This window comes from Paenibacillus konkukensis (assembly GCF_023523925.1).
GTDB lineage: Bacteria > Bacillota > Bacilli > Paenibacillales > NBRC-103111 > Paenibacillus_S > Paenibacillus_S doosanensis.
This window is the reverse complement of the sequence record NZ_CP027059.1, coordinates 3,935,659-3,958,484: the sequence shown is the minus strand read 5'-3', so window position 1 is coordinate 3,958,484 and position 22,826 is coordinate 3,935,659. Positions and strand designations below refer to the sequence as shown.

Genomic DNA, 22,826 nt, shown 5'->3' with positions numbered 1-22,826 from the left:
TCAAGCCTGTGCGTTATTTGTGTTGCATAGCTTGTCTGCACGCAAGCTTCCGTGAATAGTCCGTGCCCTCGGCGGTCCCGCCGGAAAAATGTTGGTCGATCGGAAAAGAGTTGGTTGCCGGAATGCCGCGATTAAGGTACAAAGAATAGAAGCTCATCACGGACGGATGCTATCGAACAAGGAGGAAACAGAACGAAGCGAAGCTTGTCGCTGCCGGCGGCTCCGCTGTATAATGACAGCACTGGCGGCGCGAGTCGTCCGGCCAACCCTGCTCAGGCGGCGGGCCGAAGCTGATTTTATTATTTTGCATAGGACAATTCATTGTTTAAGGAGCATATAGGCGTATGGAAAAGACTTGGTATAATCGATTGCTGATGTCGTATTTTCCGATCTTATTCATCACCGTCAGCATCATTATTTTTGTATCCGTTTCCATGATAAGCGAGTTTTCGATTAAAGAGACGGAGAAGGCTAACCGGATATTTGCCAAATATGTCATCGATTTTATCGAAACCTCACTGAAATCGGTCGAGCGCGTCATTTTGGAGGAAGCCGGGAACAGCGATGTGCTGTACGAATTTTTTGAACCGAAAAACGGCTCCGATGCGGGAATGCTTCACTACGAGACATCCAAAGAACTGCATAAAATCATGGACGACAATCCGATGATCCAGTCGATTTATTTGTACAGGGCGCGCGATCAGCTGGTGCTGACAACGAACTCCATTCAGAAGCTGGACGGCTTTGAGGATAAACCGTTCGTCGAGCAGGCGCTGAGCAAGCCGAGCAATACGGGCTGGTCCGAGGTGCGGATGTATTCGGATCTGAGCCTGCAATCCAAAGAGAAAGTGATTTCGATGAGCAAAAAAGCGCTGCTCCCCTTCGGCAATCAGGGGATCATCGTCGTGAACGTCAGAGTCGATTCGCTCTTGCGCATTGTGGACGAGATGATCAACGGAGATATCACCCTGAATTTCGAAAGCGCATAAGAATGCGGTGGCGATCATCCAGGAGCGGATCAACAACTGTGAATAAGTGGGAGTGGGACCAGCGAAATTTTGAAACCAATATCCACATGGGGATAACTCCCCCCTCCCCAGAAAAGGGGCATTGTTGTTTTCCATGTGAAATGTTGGAAGCCGTCACTCCAATTGAACCACTTTGGCTTCGATTCGTTTCCATGCATGACGACCGTCGAAATCCTTGATCAGCTTGAGCACGACCGCGCGACTATGCCGAACAAGCGTCGCCGCGCAATGAAAGAACTCCAGTCGGAATCTTGCAATCGTATAACCCTGATGCATCGGTTCGCAACAATCGCGCTTAAAGCGTTCGAACAAATTGTAGGCCAGCAACTTGATCAGCAGATCGACTTCATTCGCTTCAAAATCACTGGTCGCGATCCGGTCCATGGAAAAACCGTCTTTCGCCTCTTTGATGTAATTTTCCATGCAGCAACGCTGGTTGTAAAAGCGCCATAGGTCAATTGGTTCCCACTCCAGGTTGGTTACAATCGCTTCATACTGCCAGTCCTCGTCGAATACGATGCGGCCTTGACCGTCTTCGCAGACTTGCGTCTTACGAATGACCGCTACGCGACGGGGCTTTTTCCAGGACGTAGCTTTGTAAATCAAAGTGATGCCCTCGATGATCCAGTCCTCGTCGACATAGCGCGTCCAGTAGCGACAAGCCGCCACGTCGCTTGCGAGGCGTTTGGTCCATTTCATTTTGCCGACGTAACCGATCTTGCGGCCTTCCCACAGTTGGTAGAAATCCTCGCCGCCAAAGCCTTTGTCGAACCGGGCGTACGCCACTTGGCGCTCGCCGAGCAGTGCGAAGGTTTGCTGCAAAAAGTCGATTGCGTCGGTTGAAGAATGCGTGTTGCCGGGGCGAAGCCTCGCATTCAGATTCAAGTGGGTTTGCCCTTCAAAAGCCAGCAACGGATGGTAGCTGTTTCGTCCGGGCTTATGCGGATTGGTGCCTTTGGCCGCGCCGGCCTGCTCCCCGTATACCGTCTCCACCGAGGAGTCCAGATCAAGGATTGGCTTGGACGGCAAGCAGAGATGAATGATTTCCATATTCAGCTTGCGCAGTTCCGTCGGGAGCTGCGGGCAGGATCTGCCCAGACGCGCGAGCTCCTTGTACAGCAAACTGTGATGCGGCAGACGGCCTCCCAGAAAACGACAAAGCAACACATCGTGCTGTAACTTGCGGAAATGAAAAATACGCCCGCAGCCCAGCATCCAGCCAACCATTAGATAGAGCAGGATGCGATGAACAGGAAAAATGGCGTTGTGCGCTTTGCCGCCGGAAAGGCGCTGCATGGCCTCGGCGAGCTTGATTTTTTCGAGATAGGCCAAAAAGATTTTGACGCCGCCGAAACTCGTGGCGTTCTGCAGCGAAAATTCGCTCTTGATTTTGCTGACCGGTGTGGTAGACTTCACCTAAAAGGTGCTCCTCTCTTTGGGTGATGTTGTCCTGGACAAACACCATTCTACCAAAGATTTGGAGCCCTTTTTATGTTTTTAATGCGCAGTACTTTCGAAATTCAGGATCACTTTTATGGATATTATCGATGCGGGCGGACAGCAGGTGTACCCGGTCGAGAGGGCGGGGCAGCGTCTCGACCGCAAATCGCTGGCCGATCAGGGAAGCGTCGTGACGGATATTCATTCCGGCGTCGTCGGCTGGAATTTCGTCAGCGGGATCAAGGGCGGGCGCATGTTCAGCTGGGTATCGGCAATCTCCCATATATGGCTGGGGATTGGCATATTGACGGTGCTGTTCAGCGTCGTATATACGCTATACGTGACGCGCCGCAATTACAAGCCGATCGAAGGCATCATGCAGCAAATCAACAAATACCAAAGCCGCAATCCATTAAAAGGAAAAGGCAGCGACGAGTTCGCCTTCATCGGTAAAGTGCTGGAGAATCTGATGGATCAGACGAGCCGCTACGAGAAGCAGTACCAGGAGGATTTGATCGTCCGGCGCAAGCAGTTTTTTCTCGATTGGCTAGGGGGCCGAACGCCGATGGACGAGGCCGAATGGGCTGCGCATATGAATCGTTTCAAGCTGCCCGACCGGTATACGGAGCTCAATGTCTGCATCGCCGAAATTGACGGGTTTGCGGCCTTCCAGCGAAGCTACAGTCTAACCGATCAAAATTTGCTTAAATTCGCGCTCACAAACGTCGTGCAGGAGCTGTCCGATCCCGAGTGGCTGACGATTTGGGCGGAGTGGATTTCCGATAAGCGGCTCTCGATCTTGCTGATGCTGGATACGCCGGGAAAAGACCGCTCCGATGAGGTGAACGATCTGCTCGACCGGTTCCGCACCTGGGTGGCGGTGAACTTGAAGTTCTCGCTGACGATCGGCGCCGGGCGAAGCACCGTCCGGCTGTCCGAGGTTTGCAATTCCTTCGAGGAAGCGGCGGCCGCGCTGCAATATAAGATGTCGCTCGGCAACAACCAGGTGATCCGGTATGAAGAGATTGCCGCCGCCGGACAAGGGGATACGCATAAATATTTCCAGATGATGGATGCGATGAGCCAGGACTTCCGAATCGCCGATTCCGGCTGGCAGCTTCAGGTCGATCAATTCGCGGAATGCTTGGAGCAGGACGTGCTGAAGGGGGCGGAGATCGTCCATCTTCTGCAATACTGGGCTCGGCTGCTGGAGCGGACGCTGGACGGGTTGTCGGGAGAAGTCGCCGATTATTGGCATGAGACGGTCGCGCCGCGGCTGACGGAAGCGCTGGAAACGGCCGAAACATTAGAAGAGCTGCTGCCGACGGCCGCCTCTTCGCTAAAGCAGCTGCATAGCCATTACGTATCCGTAAGGGACGCCAAAAATCATCATCATCTGGTGAACGAGATTCGCCGCTATATTGAAGACAACTACGCCAATCCGGACTTATCGCTGAATCTGATCTCGGATCAGTTTAACGTCAACGCCAAATATTCCAGCCAGCTGTTCAAAGAGGCTTACGGCATGAAATTCGTCGATTTTCTTATGAATTTGCGGATGGAGCAGGCCAAAAGGCTGCTGCTGCAAACGGAGCTGCCGCTGCAGGACATTTCCGAGAAGGTCGGATATACGCATTCGATCTCGTTCGGCCGTACCTTCAAGAAAGTCGTCGGCGTCACGCCCGGCGATTACCGCAAATATATGCAAGCCGAATAAGGGTGAAGCGGAAGGCTCCCGTGCGCGCACGAGGCGCCTTCTTGCCGCTTCTATATGGTTAGCAATGCTCCTCCTGCAGCAGGCTATGACCGCATTGACGACTGGGCTGCGCAGAGGCTTGCAAAAGCCGTTAAGCCGCGTCGCCAGGCGGTTTGCGCAGCCGATAAGGAAAACGGTTGGCCCGCGGAAAACGGTTGGTCGGCTCGGGACGGGCTTGTTCGGAGAATTGGTTTGCCGCAAAGAATCATGTTGGTTGACCCTTCTCCGACGCGCCCTGTATAACTTAAATTACATCCCGCCGGTCCTCCACCGGTACGGCAGTTACAGCAGCATGCACAGCAAGAGCGAGGGCGCGAGGCGAGGGTACCGAAGTCAATGAAGTAGAGGAGATGAATCACCTTGAAAAAGAAAGCGCTTAAAAGAAACGCGGCATCGGTAATAACGGCAGCTGCGGCATTCGGTTTATTGATCGGTTGTACCAGCCAAGGGGAGCAAACAGAGACGGGAGCGGCGGCAGGCGGCGGTTCCAAAGAACAAGTGACCTTGAAGGTGGAAGTGTTCGACCGCGGAAATTCGCCGGCGGGCATGACGGTGACGAACAATCTCGTGACCAAGTGGGTCCAGGAGACGTTCGGCGACCCCAATCATATTAAACTGGAATTCGTTCCGGTTCCCCGAGCGCAGGAGGTCGATAAGCTGAACGTCCTGATGGCGAGCGGAGACGCTCCGGATATCGTCTTTACGTACGACCCGAATCTCGTGTACAAATACGTCCAGCAGGGCGGGTTGATGGATTTGGGCGAGCTGCTCGCCGCAGGCGGCGCCAACCTGAAGAGCTACCTCGGCGAAGATACGCTGAACTACGGCAAGTTCGACGGCAAGCAGTACGCGATTCCGGCCAAGCGCGTCTATCTCGGCAAATATTCTTCTATGATCCGTCAAGACTGGCTCGACAAGCTCGGGCTGCCGGTTCCGAAAACGACGGAGGAAGTGTATAACACGCTCAAGGCGTTCAAAGAGAAAAATCCGGGCGGCAGCGGCACGATCCCGCTGGGCTTCTCGCTTGCTCCGGCTTCCTATGAGCCGATCATATGGCCGTTTATTAAGAAAACGACGGAAGAAGAACGGTATACGCTTATGCAGCTGCTCGGGTCCGGCGACAAGCCGACCTTGATGCCGGGGCATAAGGAAGGCGTCAAATTTCTCAACAAGCTGTACAATGAAGGGCTGATTTCGCCGGACTTCGCTTTGGACAAAGACAAGAAGAAGCTGCAGCAGGACGTTATGACGGGCAAGGTCGGCATGTACGCCGAGGATGCGGGGCAAAGCTACGGCACGGCGCCGGAAGTCGTCGGCATTTTGCAGAAGAACGTGCAGGGAGCCAAAATTACGCCTATCGATCCGTATACCAACGAGGAAGGCAAGCATACGAAGCCCGCCTATCAGCCGGCTGGGATGTACGTCATGATTCCCAAGACGAGCAAGAACGGCGAAGCCGCGATGAAATATTTGAACTGGATGGCTCAGAAGGATGTGCTGAACCGTCTGACCAACGGCGAAGAAGGCAAAAACTACACGCTCCAGGATGGCATTCCGATTGTGAAGGACGACGAGGCGACCAAAAATTTGCTGTATAACTCCGGCGACATGAGGCTCGTATCGAACGGGCTGGATCTTGGCGACAATGCGAAAAACTTGAAAGCGATGGCGCTGGCCGTGCCGGAGGCATTCCGCGCGGATGCGGCAATCTCGTACCAGAACGGGCTCGCCGACGGCATTGCGCCGCTTCGCTTCGATCGTCCGATCCAGGCCGAGGTGAAGTACGGCAAGGTGCTGCTGGATAAATACGAGGAAATGCTCGTCAAGTGCATGATGGCTAAACCCGACGAATTTGATAAAGTGTACGATGCGATGATGAAGGATTACATGTCGAGCGGCGGGGACGAGATCAAGAAGGAGCGGACGGAAGCTTACAAAAATATGAAAAAATAACGTTCTCCGCGTCCTATGAGCGCGGCGGACAGGCGGCCGGAGAGTCGATAGGGAGCTTCCCGCAGCGAGCGGAGCCCTCTATCGGCCGCAGGCTGCGCACAGAGACGAGATAGGAGGAGGCTTATAGGAATGAGAGGCGCAGGAGTGTACCTGAATCGATATTGGCAGCTGTACGCCATGCTGTTATTGCCTATCGCATATTTCCTTGTGTTCAAGTACGGCCCGATGTATGGGGTGACGATTGCTTTCAAGGATTTTAACTTGTTTCAAGGGATTAATAAGAGCCCATGGATCGGCTTCGATACGTTTCGCCAAATTTTCAAAATGGATGCGTTCTACGTAGCGCTGCGCAATACGTTCATGCTCAATATTCTCGACCTGATCTTCTCGTTTCCCGCGCCGATTTTGCTGGCGTTAATGCTGAACGAGCTGAGCGCCGTCTGGTTCAAGAAGCTCAGTCAGACGATTTTATATTTGCCGCATTTCATATCGTGGGTCATTATCGGGGGTATCGTGTACCAGGCGTTTTCCACGAACTCCGGCGTGGTCAACCATCTTCTCGGAAATATCGGAATCGGCCCGATTCCGTTCCTATCGGATAAATATTATTGGCTTATCACCTATTTAGGCACAGGCATATGGCAGAGCGCGGGCTGGGGCACGATCATCTATTTGGCCGCTCTGACCGCGATCAACAAAGAGCTGTACGAAGCGGCGGATGTCGACGGCGCGGGGCGTTTTGCAAAAATATGGAACATTACGCTTCCCGGCATCCGTTCGACGATTATCGTGCTGCTGATTTTAAAGCTGGGAGAAATGGTGCAAATCGGCTTCGACCGCCCTTTCGTGATCGGCAATGTGACGGTGGCGGAGTTTTCGCAGGTGCTTAGCACGTTCGTCTACAAAATGGGGATGCAGACCGGGGAATATTCCGTCGCTACGGCTGTCGGCTTCTTCCAGGCTGTCGTCGGGCTGGTGTTTATTCTGACATCCAACTATATCTCCAAGAAAACGACCGACGAAGGGATTTTGTAGCCTTACTCTCCCTATGAAAGGAGTACGCTTATGAACGTCAAAACAGGCAATCGTTGGTTCGACGGAGTCAATACGATACTGCTGCTGGTCGCGCTGGTTCTGTGCCTGGCTCCGTTTCTCCATATCGTGTCGATCTCGCTCAGCTCCAACAAGCCGATTATGTCGGGGGACGTGACGATTTTTCCGATTGAGTTGAGCTGGGAGGCTTACAACCGGGTGCTTGCCGACTCGGCGATGATCCGTTCATTGGGCTTGTCCGTCGGCCTGACCGTGCTGTTCACCGCGCTGTGTATGGTCATGACGATATGCGCCGCTTATCCGCTGACCAAGACGGAGCTTAAAGGGCGCAAGGTGTTTATGTATTTGATCGTTTTTACGATGTTTTTCAGCGGGGGAATCATTCCCGAATATATATTGGTTAAACAATTGCATCTGGTTAACACGATCTGGTCGCTAATTTTGCCGCTGCTGGTCAATCCGTTCTATCTGATCATTCTGATTACGTTTTTTAACGGCATTCCGAAGAGTCTGGAGGAATCGGCGGAGCTGGACGGCAGCTCGCATTTCGGCACATTGATCCGCATCATTTTGCCGCTGTCGATGCCGGCGATCGCTACGCTCAGCCTGTTCTATGCGGTCAACCGCTGGAACGGCTTTATGGACTCGCTGTTTTACATTACCGATCCGAATCTGTATCCGCTTCAGCTGAAGCTGTATCAGATGATTATGAACAGCATGATGACCGATCAGATGCAGATGGAAGGCGCGCAGATCGTACAAATTTTGCCGGAAAGCTTGAAGGCGGCCAGCATCGTCGTCGCTACGCTGCCTATTCTGATCGTCTATCCGTGGCTGCAGCGGTATTTCGTATCGGGGATTATGCTGGGTTCGGTCAAAGGATAGGGCGGGCGTATCGTTAAAGGAGGAGCAAGAATGCCGGATAAAGGGGAGTATTCGTTCTCGACCTGCTGGAATGTGAAACGACATGCGGTCGGCAAAGACATGATGGAGGAAATTCGCAGTCTCGGCTTCCGTTATGTCGAATTGAATTACAATGTGACGGAGGAGCATCTGCGTACGATACAACCGATGATCGAGCAAGGGGAGATCGCCGTCTCCAGCGTGCATAATGTGTTTCCGTTCATCGGCGACAAGGACTACGATACCGATTCGGTGATGCTCGGCTTCGATGACGAGGCGAAGCGGCGGCGGTCCGTAGAGCTATTGATCCGCTCGATGGAATACGCCGACCGCTGCGGGGCCCGGGCCGTCGTCGTGCATCCGGGCGAGGTGCCCTTCGAGTACAATATCGACGCGGAGCTGAAGAAGCTGTACCGCGAGGAGGGCAAGGATTCCGCCGCCTATCGCGCGCTATGGGCGAAAATGCTGGAGCGGAGGGAGCGGCTCGGCCCGAGCTACACGAAGCGGATTCAGGACAGTCTGGAGCAGGCGAGCGAGCATGCCGCAAGGCGGGGCTGGAATGTCGCGATCGGCATCGAGACGCGCTCGCGCTGCTACCAGATGCCGACGCTGGCGGAGGCGAAGGCGATCTGCGACCATCTGCAGGGCGCCCCGGTCTATCTGTGGTACGATATCGGCCATGCGACGATGATGGAACGGATGGGATTGTACGATAACGACGCCGAGCTGGAGCGGGTGAAGCCTTATATTTACGGCGTGCATATCCATGAAACGCCGGAGCTGTCCGATCATTGGTGCCCGTATGTGCACAGCGGCGACCCGCGCGGCTTCGACCGGTTTCTGGGCGCTATCGAGCAGGCCAGGGTGAAGGTCTATGAGCTGAAGGCCGCCTGCCGGCCGGACGACATCCATCAGAGCCACCGGCTGATTACCGGTAAAATCCAAGCTGGAAACGACAGGTGATCCGCCATTGGACCGAGCGCTCGCTTTTGAAGTACGAAGCGTAAGCGAAACGAGGAGATGAGCCTATGGAACCGACTTATAAAAGACTGGTTCAGTTATACGACGAAGTCACGCAGTCTACGCTGAGCAAGCAGGTGAAGGACGCTTCGAGCAAATATGCGGGCGGGATTATGGACGCCTCGGGCATTCCGAGGCCGAACCACGGCGGTACGCCGAGCTTCATGGCCTGCTGGGCGTGCGCGCTGGTCAATTCGGACTCGCGGTATTATCACGACCCGGAGCTGCTTGCAGCCTTCGAGCTGGCGGCCGATTTCATGCTGAACCGCCAGCATGCCGACGGGACGGTGTCGCTCGGCTCGACCAATTTCAATTCGCCGCCGGACACGGGCTTCGTCGTCGGAGGAGTGACCCAGATGTACCGGCTGCTGCTCGGGCACGGCTGGGCGGATAGCGAGCCGGCTGCAGGCAAGCTCAGGCTTTTTCTTGAGCGCACGATTCCCGCCATGCTGACCGGCGGCTGCCACACGCCGAACCATCGCTGGGTGCTTACGGCGGCATTGTCGCTGCTGTACGAAATCTTCAAGCTGCCGGAGCTTGCGGCGAGAGCCGAGGAATGGCTCGCCGAAGGGCTCGACATCACGGAGGACGGCGAGTGGACCGAGCGCAGCAACGGCATCTACAACGCCGTCAGCGACATTGCGCTCTACCATACGGGCCGGGTGCTGAACCGGCCCGAGCTGCTTGAGGCCGTGCGCCGCAACCTGCGCATGATGGTATATTTGGTGCATCCGTCCGGCGAGATCGTTACCGATTATTCCGGCCGTCAAGATTTCGGCCACTCTTATGATCTGGCGACGTACTTCCTCTCTTACCGGTTTATGGCGGCCCATGACCGGGACCCGCTGTTTGCCGCGATGGCCGACAGCGCGGGCTCCCGCATCCGCGGGCCGGAGGGCGTGAACAACAATGCGCTTCTGCAGCTCCTGCTCTACCCGGAGGAGACGAATATAGACGGTCTGGAGCGGGCCCCGCTGCCGGACCGGTATGTGCAGGTAATCAACGGCTCGCACCCGGTCCGGGAGCATCTGGAGGCAGCTCATTCCGTAGGCCATCATATGCAAATCCGGCACAGCAGCATGCACCCGGCGTTCGGGGCTCCGCTCGTCCGGATTCGCGACCGGGAGACCAGCGCGACGGTTATGGCAAGAACGCCTTCGTTCTTCTCGCTGCGTCACGGCGGGGTCCGGCTACTCGGGGTGAAGCTGTCGACGTCGTTCTCCCCCGGCGTTGTGAAATTCGAGGAGCTGGAGGCCCGCGAGCACGGTTATACGCTGAGCGTTACGATGGAGAAGGGCTACACCGGACCGATACCGAGGTCGCTGCTGCCCGAGGGGCGGGAGCGAATGAGTCCGTGGTATTTGCTGCCGCATCAGCACCGTCCGTCAACGCATGTGCAGACGCATCGGCTGACGGCCGAGCTGACGCCCGGCGCATCGGAATGGACGCTGCGGGTTGTCTCCGACGAGCGGGAGGACGTGCTGACCCAGCTGACCTTTATTCTCGGGCCAGAAGGCGAGCTTGCGGGCGAGGGGCTGGAGCCTGTCGGCGAAGGGCGGTATATGCTGAAGCATGGCACGGCCCGGTACGCGTCGGGCGGGCATGCGCTTGAGCTTGCGCCGGGGTGCTGCGAGCACTTCGTGACGGAGGTTCGCGAAGACAGCCATCCTGCGGGCTGCCGGTACGTGCATATGAACTGGGTTACGCCATTCGATAAAACCGTTACGATCCGTTTGCTGTAGAAAGGCAATGCCGCGCGAAGGGCGGATGGCGGAAGCCGCATCCGGGGAACGGTATCGAATGGAACTGTATCGGACGGGAGGAGAGCGGGAAGACATTTTTTTTAGCGGATCGGATATTGTCTCGGGGTCACAATGCTGCAGGGTAAATCGTCGTAGGGATTAGAAGACGATAACTGACGATAAGGTGGCGAACGACGATGACAATGCCGGTAAACGCTATGAATAGAAGCGGCGATTCCGAAGTTTGGGATACGATCGTTATCGGGGGAGGGCTGGCCGGATTGGCCGCTTCGGTCTATTTGGCCCGCAGGGGGCTTCGAGTGCTGCTTCTGGAAAAAGGAACCGCACCCGGCGGGCGGGCGATATCGAGCGTGCGCGACGGCGGCGTGTTCAACCTCGGGCCGCATGCGCTGTATCAGCACGGCAAGGGGATGTCCGTACTGCGCGAGCTTGGCGTCGCCCCTTCGGGAGGGAAGCCCAGGCTTAGCGGGCAGCTCGTGTTCGGAGGGGACAAAGAGAGCGAGCGGACCGTGCCGATGGCCCATTTATTTCTCGGCTCGGCCTTGAGCTGGGCAGAGAAGATGGAGCTGCTGCGGTTTTACCGCGGGCTGCGCAAGGTCGATACCCATGCGATCCGCAGCCGCAGCTTGAGCGAATATTTAAGCGGCGAAATCGGCAGCGGCACGATCCGCGAGCTTATTACCATGCTGGTACGCGTATCCTCGTACAGCCATGCGCCGGAGCTGAAGCATGTGCGGGTCTAACCGGTGGAAACCGTGCAAAAAAGAACATGGACAAACAAAGGGCGGGGGCGTAGTATTAAACCGAAGCAGGTCAAATTCACCCGAAGGCAGGGGAGCAGCCATGACTCAAAGCTGTATTTATTGCGCTCAGGACGAGCGGCTGGATAACATTATGATCGAAATCGGCAAGCTGCGCGTGTCCACGTTGTACTTGTTCAAGGAACAGACGTACCGGGGCCGCTGCATCGTGGCGCTGAACGAGCATCAGACGGAGTTTTTCCATTTGTCGCAGGAGAAGCAGGACGCGTATATGCGGGACGTCGCTCAGGTGGCGCAAGCGATTGAACGGGCATTTGCTCCGGGCAAAATTAATTACGGCGCTTTCGGCGATACGATGCCGCACGTGCATTTCCACATCGTTCCGAAATACGAGAACGAGTACACGTGGGGCAAAATGTTCGAGATGAATCCCGCGCCGAACAAGCAGCTGAGCGAGCAGGAATACGAGGAGCTGATCGGATTGATCAAGCTGCATTTACAGTAAGCCTGCGAAGAAGCGGGAAACATGCGGTTAGGAGGAACGGCTCGGAGGGATTTCCGGGAGGAGACGGCGAGGCAGGTGGAGGGCCCGAAGGCCAACGCCAAGAAATAACCGCCGTTTTCGGCTAATGAACATAATGTCTTTGCAGCCCGAGTTCTTTTTCGCAACAACGCCCATACTTCGTGTCAAGGACCTGAGCGGGTTTTCCGCCGGGTCTTTTTTTGTTGTTTAGGAAATGATGCGCAGCCATTTCCTGTGGATATCCGGATGCTCTCCCAAAAGTAATGTCTCTACCCATAGAGCGATCCCAGAGGAAGGGTTAGACGCCGATCCAGCTTAGGCTGGATGCGGACGGAATAAGCTTCAGAGCATCACGTCACTACCCTGGAAATTACTCTTGGTACCCCATTTCCATTGTCTGTGGTGCCGCGTCGGCGGCATGGATGGCTTTTGGGGGATTTGTTCCTTTGTAAGTGGTTATGACGGCCTGCCGGCTCACGATGAAAGAGGGGCCTGCTTCAGGCCCCCGTCTTTACAACTATTCCGTCACGTTCATCATTAAAGGGATTCGGAGCTTTGGATCGCATGCTCCCAGCTTGGGAAGTAATACAGCGCATTTTGCAGAAGCTCCGGATGAGACTGCTTGATTTTTTTCTTGCTCATAGTCTCCCCGCTATGCTTCAGCTGTTGAATTTGCTTTGCGACATCGACGATACTCATATTAGCTTCCATTGATCTAACACCCCTTCGCTTTATTCATTGTCCATTCTGTCCTGATCCTCCGTCTTTATACGATTTGTTTATGATAAAAATAGTAGCATGAGATAGAAATACTTCGTGAAAGCGGGTATGGATGCCCCCGGTAAAGGGCGAGAAAATAGTTCCTTTTTGAAAAAAATATAAGGCCGTTACTATCCATTCTCAGGCTATTATGCTAATATAGTGACTTGATGGTGATACTGATTCTCATTATCACGTGTATATTTTTGGGACAAAGGATGGTTTTCGCATATGTTGCATACTGAAGAAGCGGCGCGCTTAGAGAACCCCTCCAAAACGCCTTTGCGGACGCGGCCGCTGGCGGCGACTTTGGTGCTTATCGGCGGGTTGGCTGCTTTAATTGTAGGGCTAGTGACGTCGATCTCCCTGGGGGCCGCCGATATCCGGTTTCTGACGGTCTGGCAGGCGGTATTTCATTTCAATCCGGATTTGACGCAGCATCAGATTATTCAGGAGCTGCGGCTGCCCAGAGCATTGGCGGGGGCGATGGTCGGCGCCTGTTTTGCCGTAGCGGGGGCGATTATGCAGGGGATTACGAGAAATCCGCTCGCCGATTCCGGGCTGCTCGGCATTAACGCCGGAGCCGGCTTTGCGCTTGCAGTATGCTTTGCCTTGCTGCCGGGTCTTCCTTTCTTATATTTGATCATGTACTCCTTTATCGGGGCGGCGATCGGAGCCGGAATGGTGTACGGCATCGGCTCGCTCACCAAAAACGGGATGACGCCGGTGCGCCTCGCGTTGTCCGGAGCTGCAGTCGGCGCGCTGCTGGTCGCTTTAAGCGAAGGGATCGCCCTCTATTTCCGCATCGGTCAGGATCTGGCGTTCTGGTATGCGGGCGGCGTGGCTGGCACGAAGTGGCTGCAGCTGAAAATTATGTTCCCTTGGGTCGCCGCGGCGCTGGTCGGCTCGCTGATGCTGTCCCGTTCGATCACGGTGCTGAGCCTTGGCGAAGAGCTGGCGCAAGGCTTGGGCCAACGTACGGGGCGCGTGAAGCTCATGGCGATGGTGCTGGTGCTCGTGTTGGCGGGCGCGGCCGTATCCGCCGTCGGGGCCGTAGGGTTCATTGGTCTGGTGATCCCGCATATCGTGCGCGCGCTGGTCGGCGTCGATTACCGCTGGATTATTCCTTGCTCCGCCGTGATGGGCGGCTTGCTGATGGTGATCGCCGATATTTGCGCGAGAATGATCCACCCTCCTTACGAGACGCCGATCGGGGCGCTCATCGCGCTGATCGGGGTACCGTTCTTCCTCTACCTGGTACGTAAGGAAAGGAGGGAGCTGTAATGGCTTTCGTCTCATCTTCGGCGGGAGAACGCAAAAGAGTCGCTCGCGCCGTTCTCGTATTGGCCGCTCTCGCAGTTTTGCTGCTGCTGATGCTTCTGATCAGCATGAATACAGGGTACATACGGCTCGGACCGCTTGATGTGTTCCGGACGTTTTTCGGAGCGGGTACCGCCAAGCAGCATCTTATCCTATTCGAATTCAGATTGCCCCGCATCGTCATTACGATGCTGGTCGGCGCCGGGCTTGCGGTATCGGGCTGCATTTTGCAAGGAATTTCGCGCAATGCGCTAGCCGATCCGGGTATGCTCGGCATTAATGCGGGCGCCGGGCTGATGGTCATTTTGTTCATTTCCTTTTATCCGACGACAACGGCCGCACCGGTATTTGTGCTGCCGTTTCTAGCGCTGATCGGCGCTGGCCTAACCGCCACGATCATTTACGTGCTCGCTTACAAACGGCATGAAGGGCTGTCGCCGACGAGGCTGGTTCTGACGGGTATCGCCGTTGCGGCCGGAATCAGCGCGGCGATGATCGTGCTGACGCTCCGACTGGACCCGCAAAACTATCAATTCGTCGCGGTATGGCTGGCGGGCAGCGTGTGGGGCTCGAACTGGAAATTCGTGCTTGCGCTGCTGCCGTGGCTGATCGTTCTGCTTCCTTATGCTTTCTATAAGGCGCGCGTGTTGAATGTGCTAAACCTGGGCGAGCAGACCGCTACAGGGCTCGGAGCGCCGGTGGAGAAGGAGCGGCTCGGTCTGATCGCCGCGGCCGTAGGGCTTGCCGGCTCCTGCGTCGCCGTCGGAGGCGGCATCGGCTTCGTCGGCTTGATCGGGCCGCATTTGGCGCGACGGCTGATCGGGCCGAAGCATCAGCATCTGCTGCCGGCGTCGGCGCTGACGGGCGGGCTGCTGCTGATCGTGGCGGACACGATCGGGCGGTCCATTATGCAGCCCGAGGAAATTCCCGCGGGCATTGTCGTGGCGGTGATCGGGGCGCCTTACTTCCTGTACTTGCTGGCCCGTGCCAGAGCTTAGGCTAGGGCTGCGAAGGAGCCGCGGGCTTGCCGCGGGGAAAGCGGCGGAATGAACCGTCTCAGAGCTGGCCTGACGGCTGACGATACAATAACAAGGAGAGGACTCGTTTGTCCTCTCCTATTTGTCGTTCGCAGCAGGGAGCTGCCGGTAAGCTGCGGTACCGGGTCGGACAGCGGAAGCGCAGGGATCAGGTGGTGCTGGTCCTCCGGTACACGCTCGGCGGCATGCCTTTCACCTTACGGAACATTTTCGAGAAGAGCAGCTGATCTTTGTAGCCGACGGAGCCTGCGATTTCCCCTATGGAGAGCGCGGGGTTTTTCATTAGCTCGCATGCTTTGCTTACCCGGAAATGAATCAGGAAATCTTGCGGCGACATGCCGGTGCCGGATTTGAACAGCTTGGACAAATATTTGCGTTCGAGGCCGATCCAGTCGGCCATGTCGGCGATGGCGACCGGCTGCGAATAGTTCATTTGAATAAACTCGACCGCTTTCTGGACATAGAGATCCCGCAGGTTGTCCGGCTTGGCCGAAGGGCAGTGAGATTGCGCTTCTTCAATCAGCATCGACAAAAATCCATATAACGCGCTAAGCAGCCGCGTATCGCTGCTGCCTTTGGATTTGCTCGCTTCGTACACCTGCAAGAAGCATTGATCCATAGACCGGGCGTCGGTGCAGCGGAATACGGGATTGGCGGGAGACAACTGGGCGCGGCGCAAATATAGCTCGGCGCTAAGGCCGTTGAAGGCGACCCAGGAATAAGTCCACGGGTCTTCGTCATCCGCCCGGTAGGAAGCGATGACGTCGGGACATAGCAGAAAGCCTTGTCCTTCGCCGAGCTCGTAGATCCGGTCTCCGGTACGATAAATGCCTTTGCCGCCGTGAATATACAAAATTTTATAATGATCTTTCAGCGCAGGCCCCCAGGAATGGCCGGGAGCGCAGCGCTCATAGCCGCAATAATACAGTTTGAGTTCAATGGAAGGCGCCGACGCGTCCGATGTATAACGGTAATCCAATAAGGTCATATAGGCCTCCGGTCAATGGACGTATTAAGGCAATGAGAGACATGATGCCATATATAGCATACATGCTGACATATGGTTTGTCCAAGGAAAGCGCTAGAATGAAGGCGGACGACCGAAATTATGAAGTATTGAGGGAAAAAATTTAAGTTATAAACTCCGGGGAGGAATAACGATGAGCTATATTCCAAGCAAGGAACGCTACGATTCCATGGTCTATAACCGGTGCGGACGCACCGGCTTGAAGCTGCCGGCCGTGTCGCTCGGGCTGTGGCATAATTTCGGCGGGAACGATCTTTATGAGAACGGCCGCGCGATGGTGCGCCGCGCATTTGATCTGGGCATTACGCATTTTGACCTGGCCAACAATTACGGGCCGCCTCCGGGCAGCGCCGAGGAGAATTTCGGACGCATTCTGAATGCCGATTTCGCAGGGTATCGGGACGAGATGATCATCTCCACCAAAGCCGGATATTTGATGTGGCCGGGGCCTTACGGCGATTTCGGGTCGAAGAAATATTTGGTGGCGAGTCTGGATCAAAGCTTGAAGCGGATGGATTTGGACTATGTGGATATTTTTTATCATCACCGTCCCGATCCGAACACGCCGCTGGAAGAAACGATGGGAGCGCTCGACCTGATCGTGCGCCAAGGCAAGGCGCTGTATGTCGGCTTGTCCAACTACAAGGCCGACCGGGCGAAGGAAGCTCTGGACATTTTGCGCCGCTTGGGTACGCCGGTCGTGATCCATCAGCCGAGATATTCGATGATGGACCGCTGGGTAGAGGACGGGCTGCTCGATGTGTTGGATGAAGCGGGCGTCGGCAGCATCGCTTATTCGCCGCTGCATAAAGGCATCTTGACGAACCGTTACCTCGGCGGGATTCCGCAGGATTCGCGGGCAGCCGGTTCGAGTGTATTTCTGAAGCCGGAGGAGCTGACAGAGGAAGTGCTCGGCAAAGTGCGCCGCTTGGACGAGCTGGCCCGGCAGCGCGGACAGAAGCTGTCGCAGATGGCGGTAGCTTGGGTGCTGCGCGGCGGCCGCGTCACTTCGGCGCTAATCGGCGCGAGCAAGGTGAGCCAGATCGAGGATGCGGTAGCGGGGCTCGGCAACCTCGAATTCAGCGCGGAAGAGCTGGCGGCTATCGAGGATATTTTGCAATAGGCTTGGCCGGTCAGGAATGAGGCAGCGGCGAATGGCCGGGTTTACAAAAGCGGAACATATGATATACTGATAAAAATAAATAGTGCACGTTGATGAAGAAGAGTAGGCGTATCGGATGGCTTCAGAGAGCGGATGGGTGGTGCGAATCCGTGTCAGCTGCGCGTTGAATGGGCTTCGGAGTGCCGATCCGAAAGCTTCGGGCATGATTGCCGGAGCTGGGTAGGAGAGGCGGATGTCTTACCGTTACAAAAGACAGGGTATCGATCACAAGGCTCGCTGGGAGACCTTGAGCATCCGTACCTGCAGAGCGAGTCTTCCGGGAGGAAGGCTAATCAAAGGTGGTACCGCGAATCCAACTTCGTCCTTTAACCAAGGGCGGAGTTTTTTTATTGTTTAGGAAATGATGCGCAGCCATATCCTGTGGATATCGGGGTTCTTCCCCGAAAGGAAAGTCTACCCATAGAACGATCCCAGAGGAATGGTTAGACGCCGATCCGGCTTAGGCTGGATGCGGACGGAATAAGCTTCAGAGCATCACGTCACTTTTGGAGGATTTGTTCTTGTTCCATACGATTGAGGCGGGCGCGCAGCCCGTGGCTGACGGCGGCAGTCCGGCACCCGGGGCGGATTCGGCGCGCTTTCGATTTTTATATATGAAAAGAGGTGATGACCATGGATGATGGCTGGTGGTGGCGCAGGACGGATCGTTTGCTAAAATCAAATCAGAGGAGGATGTTCCATGAAGGAACGTGTCTTAACCGGAGATCGCATTACCGGAAAACTTCACCTTGGTCATTACGTCGGAAGCTTGAAAAATCGGGTAGAGCTGCAGCAGCGGTATGAAAGCTTCATTATGCTGGCCGATGTGCAGGCGCTCACGACGCATTTCGATCAGCCGCAGCTGATTAAAGATAACTTGAGAAAGGTCGCGCTCGATTATTTGGCCGTCGGGATCGACCCGGATCAATCTACGCTGTTTGTCCAATCGATGATTCCCGAGATCGCGGAATTGACCGTGTACTTCTCCATGTTCGTGACGGTCAATTCGCTTCGCCACAATCCGACGATCAAGACGGAGGCGAAGGAGCGGGGATACAAGGAAATGTATTACGGCTTTTTGGGGTATCCGGTCAGCCAATCGGCGGATATCGCCTTCTGCAAGGCTACGCTCATTCCCGTAGGCGAGGACCAAATTCCGCATATCGAGCAGACGCGGAAAATCGTGCGCAGGTTTAACGACCTGTATGCGCCGGTGCTGGTCGAGCCGCGGGCTTTGGTCGGAGAGCGGCTGGAGGGGCTGGACGGCAACAGCAAGATGAGCAAAAGCATGGGCAATGCGATCTATCTCGATTCGTCTCCCGGCGAGGTCGAGGAGAAAATCAAGAAAGCGAAGACGGACCCGAGCCGCATTCATAAGCACGACCCCGGCCATCCGGACATCTGTCCGATATACGGGTATCATTGCGCGTTTCGCCCGGAGAGCAAGCAGGACATTTACGAGCAGTGCAGTCGCGGGCGGATCGGCTGCGCGGACTGCAAGAAGCTGGCAACCGGCGCGATGAACGAGCTGCTAGAGCCGATCAGGGAGCGCCGGCGGCAGTATGAGGGCCAGCCGAAACGGATCGACGAACTGCTTGTCTCCGGCACCGACAAGGCCCGAGCTATCGCCAAAGAGACGATGCTGGAGGTTCGCGAAGCGATGAGCATCCGCTATTTCGATTAAGCTTGAATGAAAGATAGACGAGGCTTGCGTCAGCCCCCCCGTTTCCCCCTTCCCGGGTGAAGACGGGGGGCTTTTTGGCGAGCCGCGGCTTGCCCCCGGGAGCGTCCCGCATCGCAGGGCTCACTCAGCCGGGGCGGGCTACACCGTAAGCTGCCGCCGCTTCCTGCTCCTGCGTATGACAGGATGCTCCGGGAAGCCTTCCCCGGCGACATCGTCCGCGTCGCAGACAATCATAAACGCTTGCGGATCGATCGATTGGACGAGCAGCTTCAGCCTGCGGGCCTCGCTAGCGGCCAGGACGATCATCAGGATGACGCGGAGGTCGTCGGTATAGCCTCCGGTCCCGGCTATTTTCGTCAGGCCGCGGTCCAGGTCGTGAAGCACCGCTCGGCTGAGTGCCTCTTCGCAGCGGGCGGAGGAAATAATATAAGCGACCTTGGAAGCCCGCTGCAGCTTGAGTACAAGGTCCATCGATTTTCTCGTCGCGAATACGCCGATCAGTGCGTACAGCGCTTGCTCCGGCGAGAACAGGAGGCCGGCGGACAATACGACGGCCGAATCCATCGCCATGATGGCTTGGCTGTGCTTGACGCCGAGCCAGCGGTGGAGCAGCTGGGCGATAAGCGTGAAGCCCCCGGTGTTGCCGTGGGCGCGGAAGACGAGCCCGAGCCCGGCCCCGGTCATAAGGCCGCCGTAGATGGCGGCCAGCAGCGGGTTGTCCGTCAGCGGCGGCCAGTGGCGCGTCGCGTAGACAAACAGCGGCAGCAGCACGGAGCCGGCTGCGGAGACGGCAAGCGAGCGCAGCCCCAGAAAATAGACGCTGACCGCGAGAATGAGCAGGCTGCCGATCCACAGCGGCACCGACGGCTCGATATGCAGCAGCGAGCCGATCAGAAGGGCGGTCCCGGACATTCCGCCCGCTGCGATGTGGTTCGGGCCGGCAAACCAGTTGAAGGCCAGGGCGACGGCGAAGGTGCCTGCCGCGATAAGCAGGTAACGACGAATTTGCAGCATAGTTTGATCCCTCATCCTTATCCATATCGGTTTCCATTTCTTATGAAATCTGAATGGTTAGGATTATAGAACGGATCGTGAATTGCCGCAAGAATTCCCGGTAATGCGTAAGTGCAGGCCTGCTGCGCCGCCTGCCTTCATTAGCGCGGCAGAGCGGCGGCTGCGGCCGGTGCGAGGGGGACGGACCGCCCCCCGGTTACACCGGCACTTCCTTGCTGCCGCGGCGCATCGGGGCCTGGCACAGCGGGCACGCCTTGCTCGCCCGCTTGCTCTCTTGGGCGCTGCTGATCCGCGCCCATGCGGGGCAGCTGCCGCTCGTGCAGAGCCACGCCGGCACGGTGTGCAGCTTCTTGGGCGCGCCGCTTGCCGTGGCGCTTCCCCCGATGCCGCCGGTGCCGCTGCCGGGCGCCGAGCGGTAGCCCGCGCCGCCGGGCTTGGCAGCCGCAGCGGCCGGGCCGGGGCCCGCCTGTGCCCGCGGGGCGGCCGTGTTCGCCGCGGCAGCAGGCTTGGGCGCGCTGAACACGGCGGTAAGAAAGCGCGAGACGTTCGCTTTCTTGCCGCGATAGTAAGCCGGCGAACAGACGATCAGCTCCTCCTTCGCCCGTGTAACGGCTACATAAGCGAGCCGCCGCTCTTCCTCAAGCGCGGCGTAGGCGTCCTTCTGGCCGTTGTCCGCTTGAACGACGGTCTTCGGGCGCTTATCCCCTTTGGCGGAGGAGTCTTCTCCGGCGTCGAGCGCAGAGCTGTGAGGCAGTATGCCTTCGGAAAAGCCGATGACGAAGACGACGGGAAATTCCAGGCCCTTCGCTTTGTGAATGGTCATCAAACTCACCGTATCGGCGTTCGGATCGCTGCGCAGCTGCTCCATGGCCTGGTGCATCTGAAGCATATGTCCGATATGGCCGAGGAACGCTTCGATCGAGTCGAAGCGCTTGGCCGACGATTCCAGCTCGTCGAGCGTTTCCTTCAGCATTTCCTTATGCTGCGTGAAGCTGCGCCCGTCCGCCGTTTCCATGAAGACGTCGTAGAAGCTGCGGCGCATATGGCGAATCGCGTCGGCCGGCTTCATATCGCGGATCATGCTGACAAGCTCGATGCGCTCCTTTACCTTCTCCTTCTGAAATTCCTTCAAGTCCGGCAAGGATAGGAGATGCACGAGCGGCCCTTTCTTCGGCCGCAGCTTCTCCTGAGCGTAAATAAATTCCATCCCTTTCTCCCGGCTCACGTATAAAGTCTGCAAAATCCCTTCAATCGCTGCAAAGCTGCGACGGTCCATGGCAAGCCGCAGATGGTCGATGATCGGCTTGACGATCCACTGCTCGTAGAACAGATCGGTATTGCCGTCATGCACGAACGGTATGTTCTGAATGACCAGTTCCTCCAGCATGGCCCGGCTGCTGCTTGCCGTGCGGTACAGTACCGCGTAGTCGCTGTAGGAACGCCGGCCTTGCTCCACCTCGCTGCGGATTTCGGCAAGGACCGTTGCGGCTTCGTCGTCCGTATCGCCGGGCCTGTAATACCGGGGCGCTGCGGGGCTTTCCTTGGTCGCTTGCAGCGTCTTTTGCTTACGGCGCATATTATGCCGTATGATTTCATTGCCTAGCCCGACGATGCTGGAAGTGGAACGGTAGTTGATATCCAGCGTGACCGTTCGGGCCTTCGGGTATTGCCGGTGAAACTGCAGGATGAATTCGTGGCTGGCGCCCTGAAACGTATAGATGGTCTGATCGTCGTCTCCTACGACCATCAGATTGTTCTGCGGCTCGGCGATCATGCGGACAAGCTCGTACTGCAGCTTGTTCGTGTCCTGAAACTCGTCGTTCATGACGTAACGGAACCGTTGCTGCAAAGAAGCCAGCAGCGAAGGCTCGCTGAGCAGCAGCTTGTGGGCGAAGACGAGAATATCGTCGAAATCCATTTTGCGCTGATCCGCTTTCCACTGCTCGTATTGCCGCAAAATGCGTTTGATGTTCCTCTCGTCCATGGAACGCTCGGGCAGCCCGTTTAGATCGGTCATGTTCATTTTGCACGAAGAGAGGACGGATAGCAGCGTCTCCGGCTCGTAATCGTCCTGGAGTCCGCGCTCGCGCAGAATTCGTTTCAGAACGATGTGCTGATAGCGGGTTTCGCTGAAAATGTCCTGCGTATATCCTTGCCTTCGGAGCAGCAGCAGGAAGAAGGAATGAAACGTCCGCGCCTGCACTTCGCGGGCCATTCCGCTTGTTATGCCGGGAAGAGCGGCGATACGCTGCTTCATTTCCGCGGCGGCTTTGCTGGAGAAGGTAACGAGCAAAATATGCGAAGGATGGACGCCGAGAACGTTCATCAGATAGCCTGCGCGGGCGACAAGCACCGACGTTTTGCCGGAACCGGCGCCGGCCAGCGTCAGTAGCGGGCCTTGATCGTGGCGCACCGCTTCGATCTGCCGGGCGTTCAAGGCGATGCCGGAATTCTCCAGCGAACGAAAATAAAAGGCATCCGATTCATGATCGGACACCAGGTCCTTGCTTGTTTTCGCGGGCGCAATAGCGGCCTGCGGAATCCGTTTTATCGAAGCGCCGTAAGGGACGTTATAAGATGTAGGGTTAGTCATGTTATCACCTTTTATCATAAAGAACTCTTC

18 protein-coding genes and 1 other annotated feature are annotated in these 22,826 nt (G+C 56.4%); of the genes, 13 read left to right on the top strand and 5 right to left on the bottom strand.

The window, feature by feature from the left end; translation table 11 throughout:
* The first annotated feature begins 344 nt into the window (after positions 1 to 344).
* Positions 345 to 989 carry a hypothetical protein gene (locus tag SK3146_RS17015; RefSeq protein WP_249866114.1) on the top strand — a complete coding sequence of 215 codons (645 nt, stop codon included), beginning with the start codon at positions 345 to 347 and terminating at the stop codon, positions 987 to 989.
* A gap of 153 nt (positions 990 to 1,142) precedes the next feature.
* Here the strand turns inward: SK3146_RS17015 and SK3146_RS17010 are convergent, their stop codons facing one another.
* Entirely contained in the window at positions 1,143 to 2,444 is a 1,302-nt protein-coding gene (locus SK3146_RS17010) for an IS1380 family transposase (protein WP_024982794.1), read from the bottom strand.
* A gap of 118 nt (positions 2,445 to 2,562) precedes the next feature.
* Between SK3146_RS17010 and SK3146_RS17005 the strand changes: the two genes are divergently transcribed.
* From SK3146_RS17005 to SK3146_RS16970, 8 genes are all read left to right on the top strand, one after another.
* Positions 2,563 to 4,185, top strand: coding sequence for a helix-turn-helix transcriptional regulator (locus SK3146_RS17005; RefSeq protein ID WP_249866113.1), 1,623 nt, complete (start codon positions 2,563 to 2,565; stop codon positions 4,183 to 4,185).
* A 399-nt stretch (positions 4,186 to 4,584) separates the two neighbouring features.
* Complete coding sequence (locus tag SK3146_RS17000) at positions 4,585 to 6,177, top strand: extracellular solute-binding protein (protein WP_249866112.1); 1,593 nt, start codon at positions 4,585 to 4,587, stop codon at positions 6,175 to 6,177.
* 129 nt (positions 6,178 to 6,306) lie between these two features.
* Complete coding sequence (locus SK3146_RS16995; protein WP_249866111.1) at positions 6,307 to 7,212, top strand: ABC transporter permease; 906 nt, start codon at positions 6,307 to 6,309, stop codon at positions 7,210 to 7,212.
* A 30-nt stretch (positions 7,213 to 7,242) separates the two neighbouring features.
* Positions 7,243 to 8,115: a carbohydrate ABC transporter permease gene (locus SK3146_RS16990; protein ID WP_249866110.1), complete on the top strand. Its 873-nt coding sequence runs from the start codon at positions 7,243 to 7,245 to the stop codon at positions 8,113 to 8,115.
* 30 nt (positions 8,116 to 8,145) lie between these two features.
* Positions 8,146 to 9,096 carry a sugar phosphate isomerase/epimerase family protein gene (locus SK3146_RS16985; RefSeq protein WP_249866109.1) on the top strand — a complete coding sequence of 317 codons (951 nt, stop codon included), beginning with the start codon at positions 8,146 to 8,148 and terminating at the stop codon, positions 9,094 to 9,096.
* Positions 9,097 to 9,161: 65 nt separating this feature from the next.
* The gene (locus SK3146_RS16980) at positions 9,162 to 10,895 is read left to right on the top strand and encodes a hypothetical protein (RefSeq protein WP_249866108.1); all 1,734 of its coding nucleotides are present in this window, start codon (positions 9,162 to 9,164) and stop codon (positions 10,893 to 10,895) included.
* A gap of 218 nt (positions 10,896 to 11,113) precedes the next feature.
* Entirely contained in the window at positions 11,114 to 11,659 is a 546-nt protein-coding gene (locus SK3146_RS16975; protein WP_249866107.1) for an FAD-dependent oxidoreductase, read from the top strand.
* 100 nt (positions 11,660 to 11,759) lie between these two features.
* Entirely contained in the window at positions 11,760 to 12,182 is a 423-nt protein-coding gene (locus tag SK3146_RS16970) for an HIT family protein (RefSeq protein ID WP_249866106.1), read from the top strand.
* A gap of 555 nt (positions 12,183 to 12,737) precedes the next feature.
* Here the strand turns inward: SK3146_RS16970 and SK3146_RS16965 are convergent.
* Positions 12,738 to 12,911, bottom strand: coding sequence for a hypothetical protein (locus SK3146_RS16965; protein WP_249866105.1), 174 nt, complete (start codon positions 12,909 to 12,911; stop codon positions 12,738 to 12,740).
* 279 nt (positions 12,912 to 13,190) lie between these two features.
* Here SK3146_RS16965 and SK3146_RS16960 point away from each other — a divergent pair, with 279 nt between their 5' ends.
* Both SK3146_RS16960 and SK3146_RS16955 read left to right on the top strand, forming a co-directional pair.
* Entirely contained in the window at positions 13,191 to 14,243 is a 1,053-nt protein-coding gene (locus SK3146_RS16960) for a FecCD family ABC transporter permease (RefSeq protein WP_249866104.1), read from the top strand.
* Positions 14,243 to 15,277, top strand: coding sequence for a FecCD family ABC transporter permease (locus SK3146_RS16955; RefSeq protein ID WP_249866103.1), 1,035 nt, complete (start codon positions 14,243 to 14,245; stop codon positions 15,275 to 15,277). Before SK3146_RS16960 ends, SK3146_RS16955 begins: the two co-directional genes overlap by 1 nt.
* A 187-nt stretch (positions 15,278 to 15,464) precedes the next feature.
* On the opposite strand, the gene SK3146_RS16950 is transcribed toward SK3146_RS16955, so the two are convergent.
* Positions 15,465 to 16,304 carry an AraC family transcriptional regulator gene (locus SK3146_RS16950; protein ID WP_249866102.1) on the bottom strand — a complete coding sequence of 280 codons (840 nt, stop codon included), beginning with the start codon at positions 16,302 to 16,304 and terminating at the stop codon, positions 15,465 to 15,467.
* 172 nt (positions 16,305 to 16,476) lie between these two features.
* Between SK3146_RS16950 and mgrA the strand changes: the two genes are divergently transcribed.
* Positions 16,477 to 17,466: an L-glyceraldehyde 3-phosphate reductase gene (gene mgrA / locus SK3146_RS16945; protein WP_249866101.1), complete on the top strand. Its 990-nt coding sequence runs from the start codon at positions 16,477 to 16,479 to the stop codon at positions 17,464 to 17,466.
* 80 nt (positions 17,467 to 17,546) lie between these two features.
* Positions 17,547 to 17,835, top strand: a binding site (T-box leader).
* A 370-nt stretch (positions 17,836 to 18,205) separates the two neighbouring features.
* Positions 18,206 to 19,189, top strand: a complete 984-nt coding sequence (gene trpS / locus SK3146_RS16940) for a tryptophan--tRNA ligase (protein ID WP_249866100.1) — start codon at positions 18,206 to 18,208, stop codon at positions 19,187 to 19,189.
* A 138-nt stretch (positions 19,190 to 19,327) separates the two neighbouring features.
* Here the strand turns inward: trpS and SK3146_RS16935 are convergent, their stop codons facing one another.
* Both SK3146_RS16935 and SK3146_RS16930 read right to left on the bottom strand, forming a co-directional pair.
* Positions 19,328 to 20,218 (bottom strand): YitT family protein, encoded by an 891-nt coding sequence (locus tag SK3146_RS16935; protein WP_249866099.1) that lies wholly within the window; start codon positions 20,216 to 20,218, stop codon positions 19,328 to 19,330.
* 181 nt (positions 20,219 to 20,399) lie between these two features.
* A complete protein-coding gene (locus SK3146_RS16930) occupies positions 20,400 to 22,796 on the bottom strand; it encodes a UvrD-helicase domain-containing protein (protein ID WP_249866098.1) in 2,397 nt (798 codons plus the stop codon).
* Between the last annotated feature and the right edge of the window lie 30 nt (positions 22,797 to 22,826).

Excerpts from the sequence above, each read along its gene's own strand:
- SK3146_RS16970 (WP_249866106.1), top strand. The coding sequence starts at position 11,760 with ATGACTCAAAGCTGTATTTATTGCGCTCAGGACGAGCGGCTGGATAAC.
- SK3146_RS16955 (WP_249866103.1), top strand. The coding sequence starts at position 14,243 with ATGGCTTTCGTCTCATCTTCGGCGGGAGAACGCAAAAGAGTCGCTCGC.
- SK3146_RS16935 (WP_249866099.1), bottom strand. The coding sequence starts at position 20,218 with ATGAGGGATCAAACTATGCTGCAAATTCGTCGTTACCTGCTTATCGCG.
- SK3146_RS17005 (WP_249866113.1), top strand. The coding sequence starts at position 2,563 with ATGGATATTATCGATGCGGGCGGACAGCAGGTGTACCCGGTCGAGAGG.
- SK3146_RS16975 (WP_249866107.1), top strand. The coding sequence starts at position 11,114 with ATGAATAGAAGCGGCGATTCCGAAGTTTGGGATACGATCGTTATCGGG.
- SK3146_RS16960 (WP_249866104.1), top strand. The coding sequence starts at position 13,191 with ATGTTGCATACTGAAGAAGCGGCGCGCTTAGAGAACCCCTCCAAAACG.
- trpS (WP_249866100.1), top strand. The coding sequence starts at position 18,206 with ATGAAGGAACGTGTCTTAACCGGAGATCGCATTACCGGAAAACTTCAC.
- SK3146_RS16950 (WP_249866102.1), bottom strand. The coding sequence starts at position 16,304 with ATGACCTTATTGGATTACCGTTATACATCGGACGCGTCGGCGCCTTCC.
- SK3146_RS16980 (WP_249866108.1), top strand. The coding sequence starts at position 9,162 with ATGGAACCGACTTATAAAAGACTGGTTCAGTTATACGACGAAGTCACG.
- SK3146_RS16965 (WP_249866105.1), bottom strand. The coding sequence starts at position 12,911 with ATGGAAGCTAATATGAGTATCGTCGATGTCGCAAAGCAAATTCAACAG.
- SK3146_RS16930 (WP_249866098.1), bottom strand. The coding sequence starts at position 22,796 with ATGACTAACCCTACATCTTATAACGTCCCTTACGGCGCTTCGATAAAA.
- SK3146_RS16990 (WP_249866110.1), top strand. The coding sequence starts at position 7,243 with ATGAACGTCAAAACAGGCAATCGTTGGTTCGACGGAGTCAATACGATA.
- SK3146_RS16995 (WP_249866111.1), top strand. The coding sequence starts at position 6,307 with ATGAGAGGCGCAGGAGTGTACCTGAATCGATATTGGCAGCTGTACGCC.
- SK3146_RS16985 (WP_249866109.1), top strand. The coding sequence starts at position 8,146 with ATGCCGGATAAAGGGGAGTATTCGTTCTCGACCTGCTGGAATGTGAAA.
- mgrA (WP_249866101.1), top strand. The coding sequence starts at position 16,477 with ATGAGCTATATTCCAAGCAAGGAACGCTACGATTCCATGGTCTATAAC.
- SK3146_RS17015 (WP_249866114.1), top strand. The coding sequence starts at position 345 with ATGGAAAAGACTTGGTATAATCGATTGCTGATGTCGTATTTTCCGATC.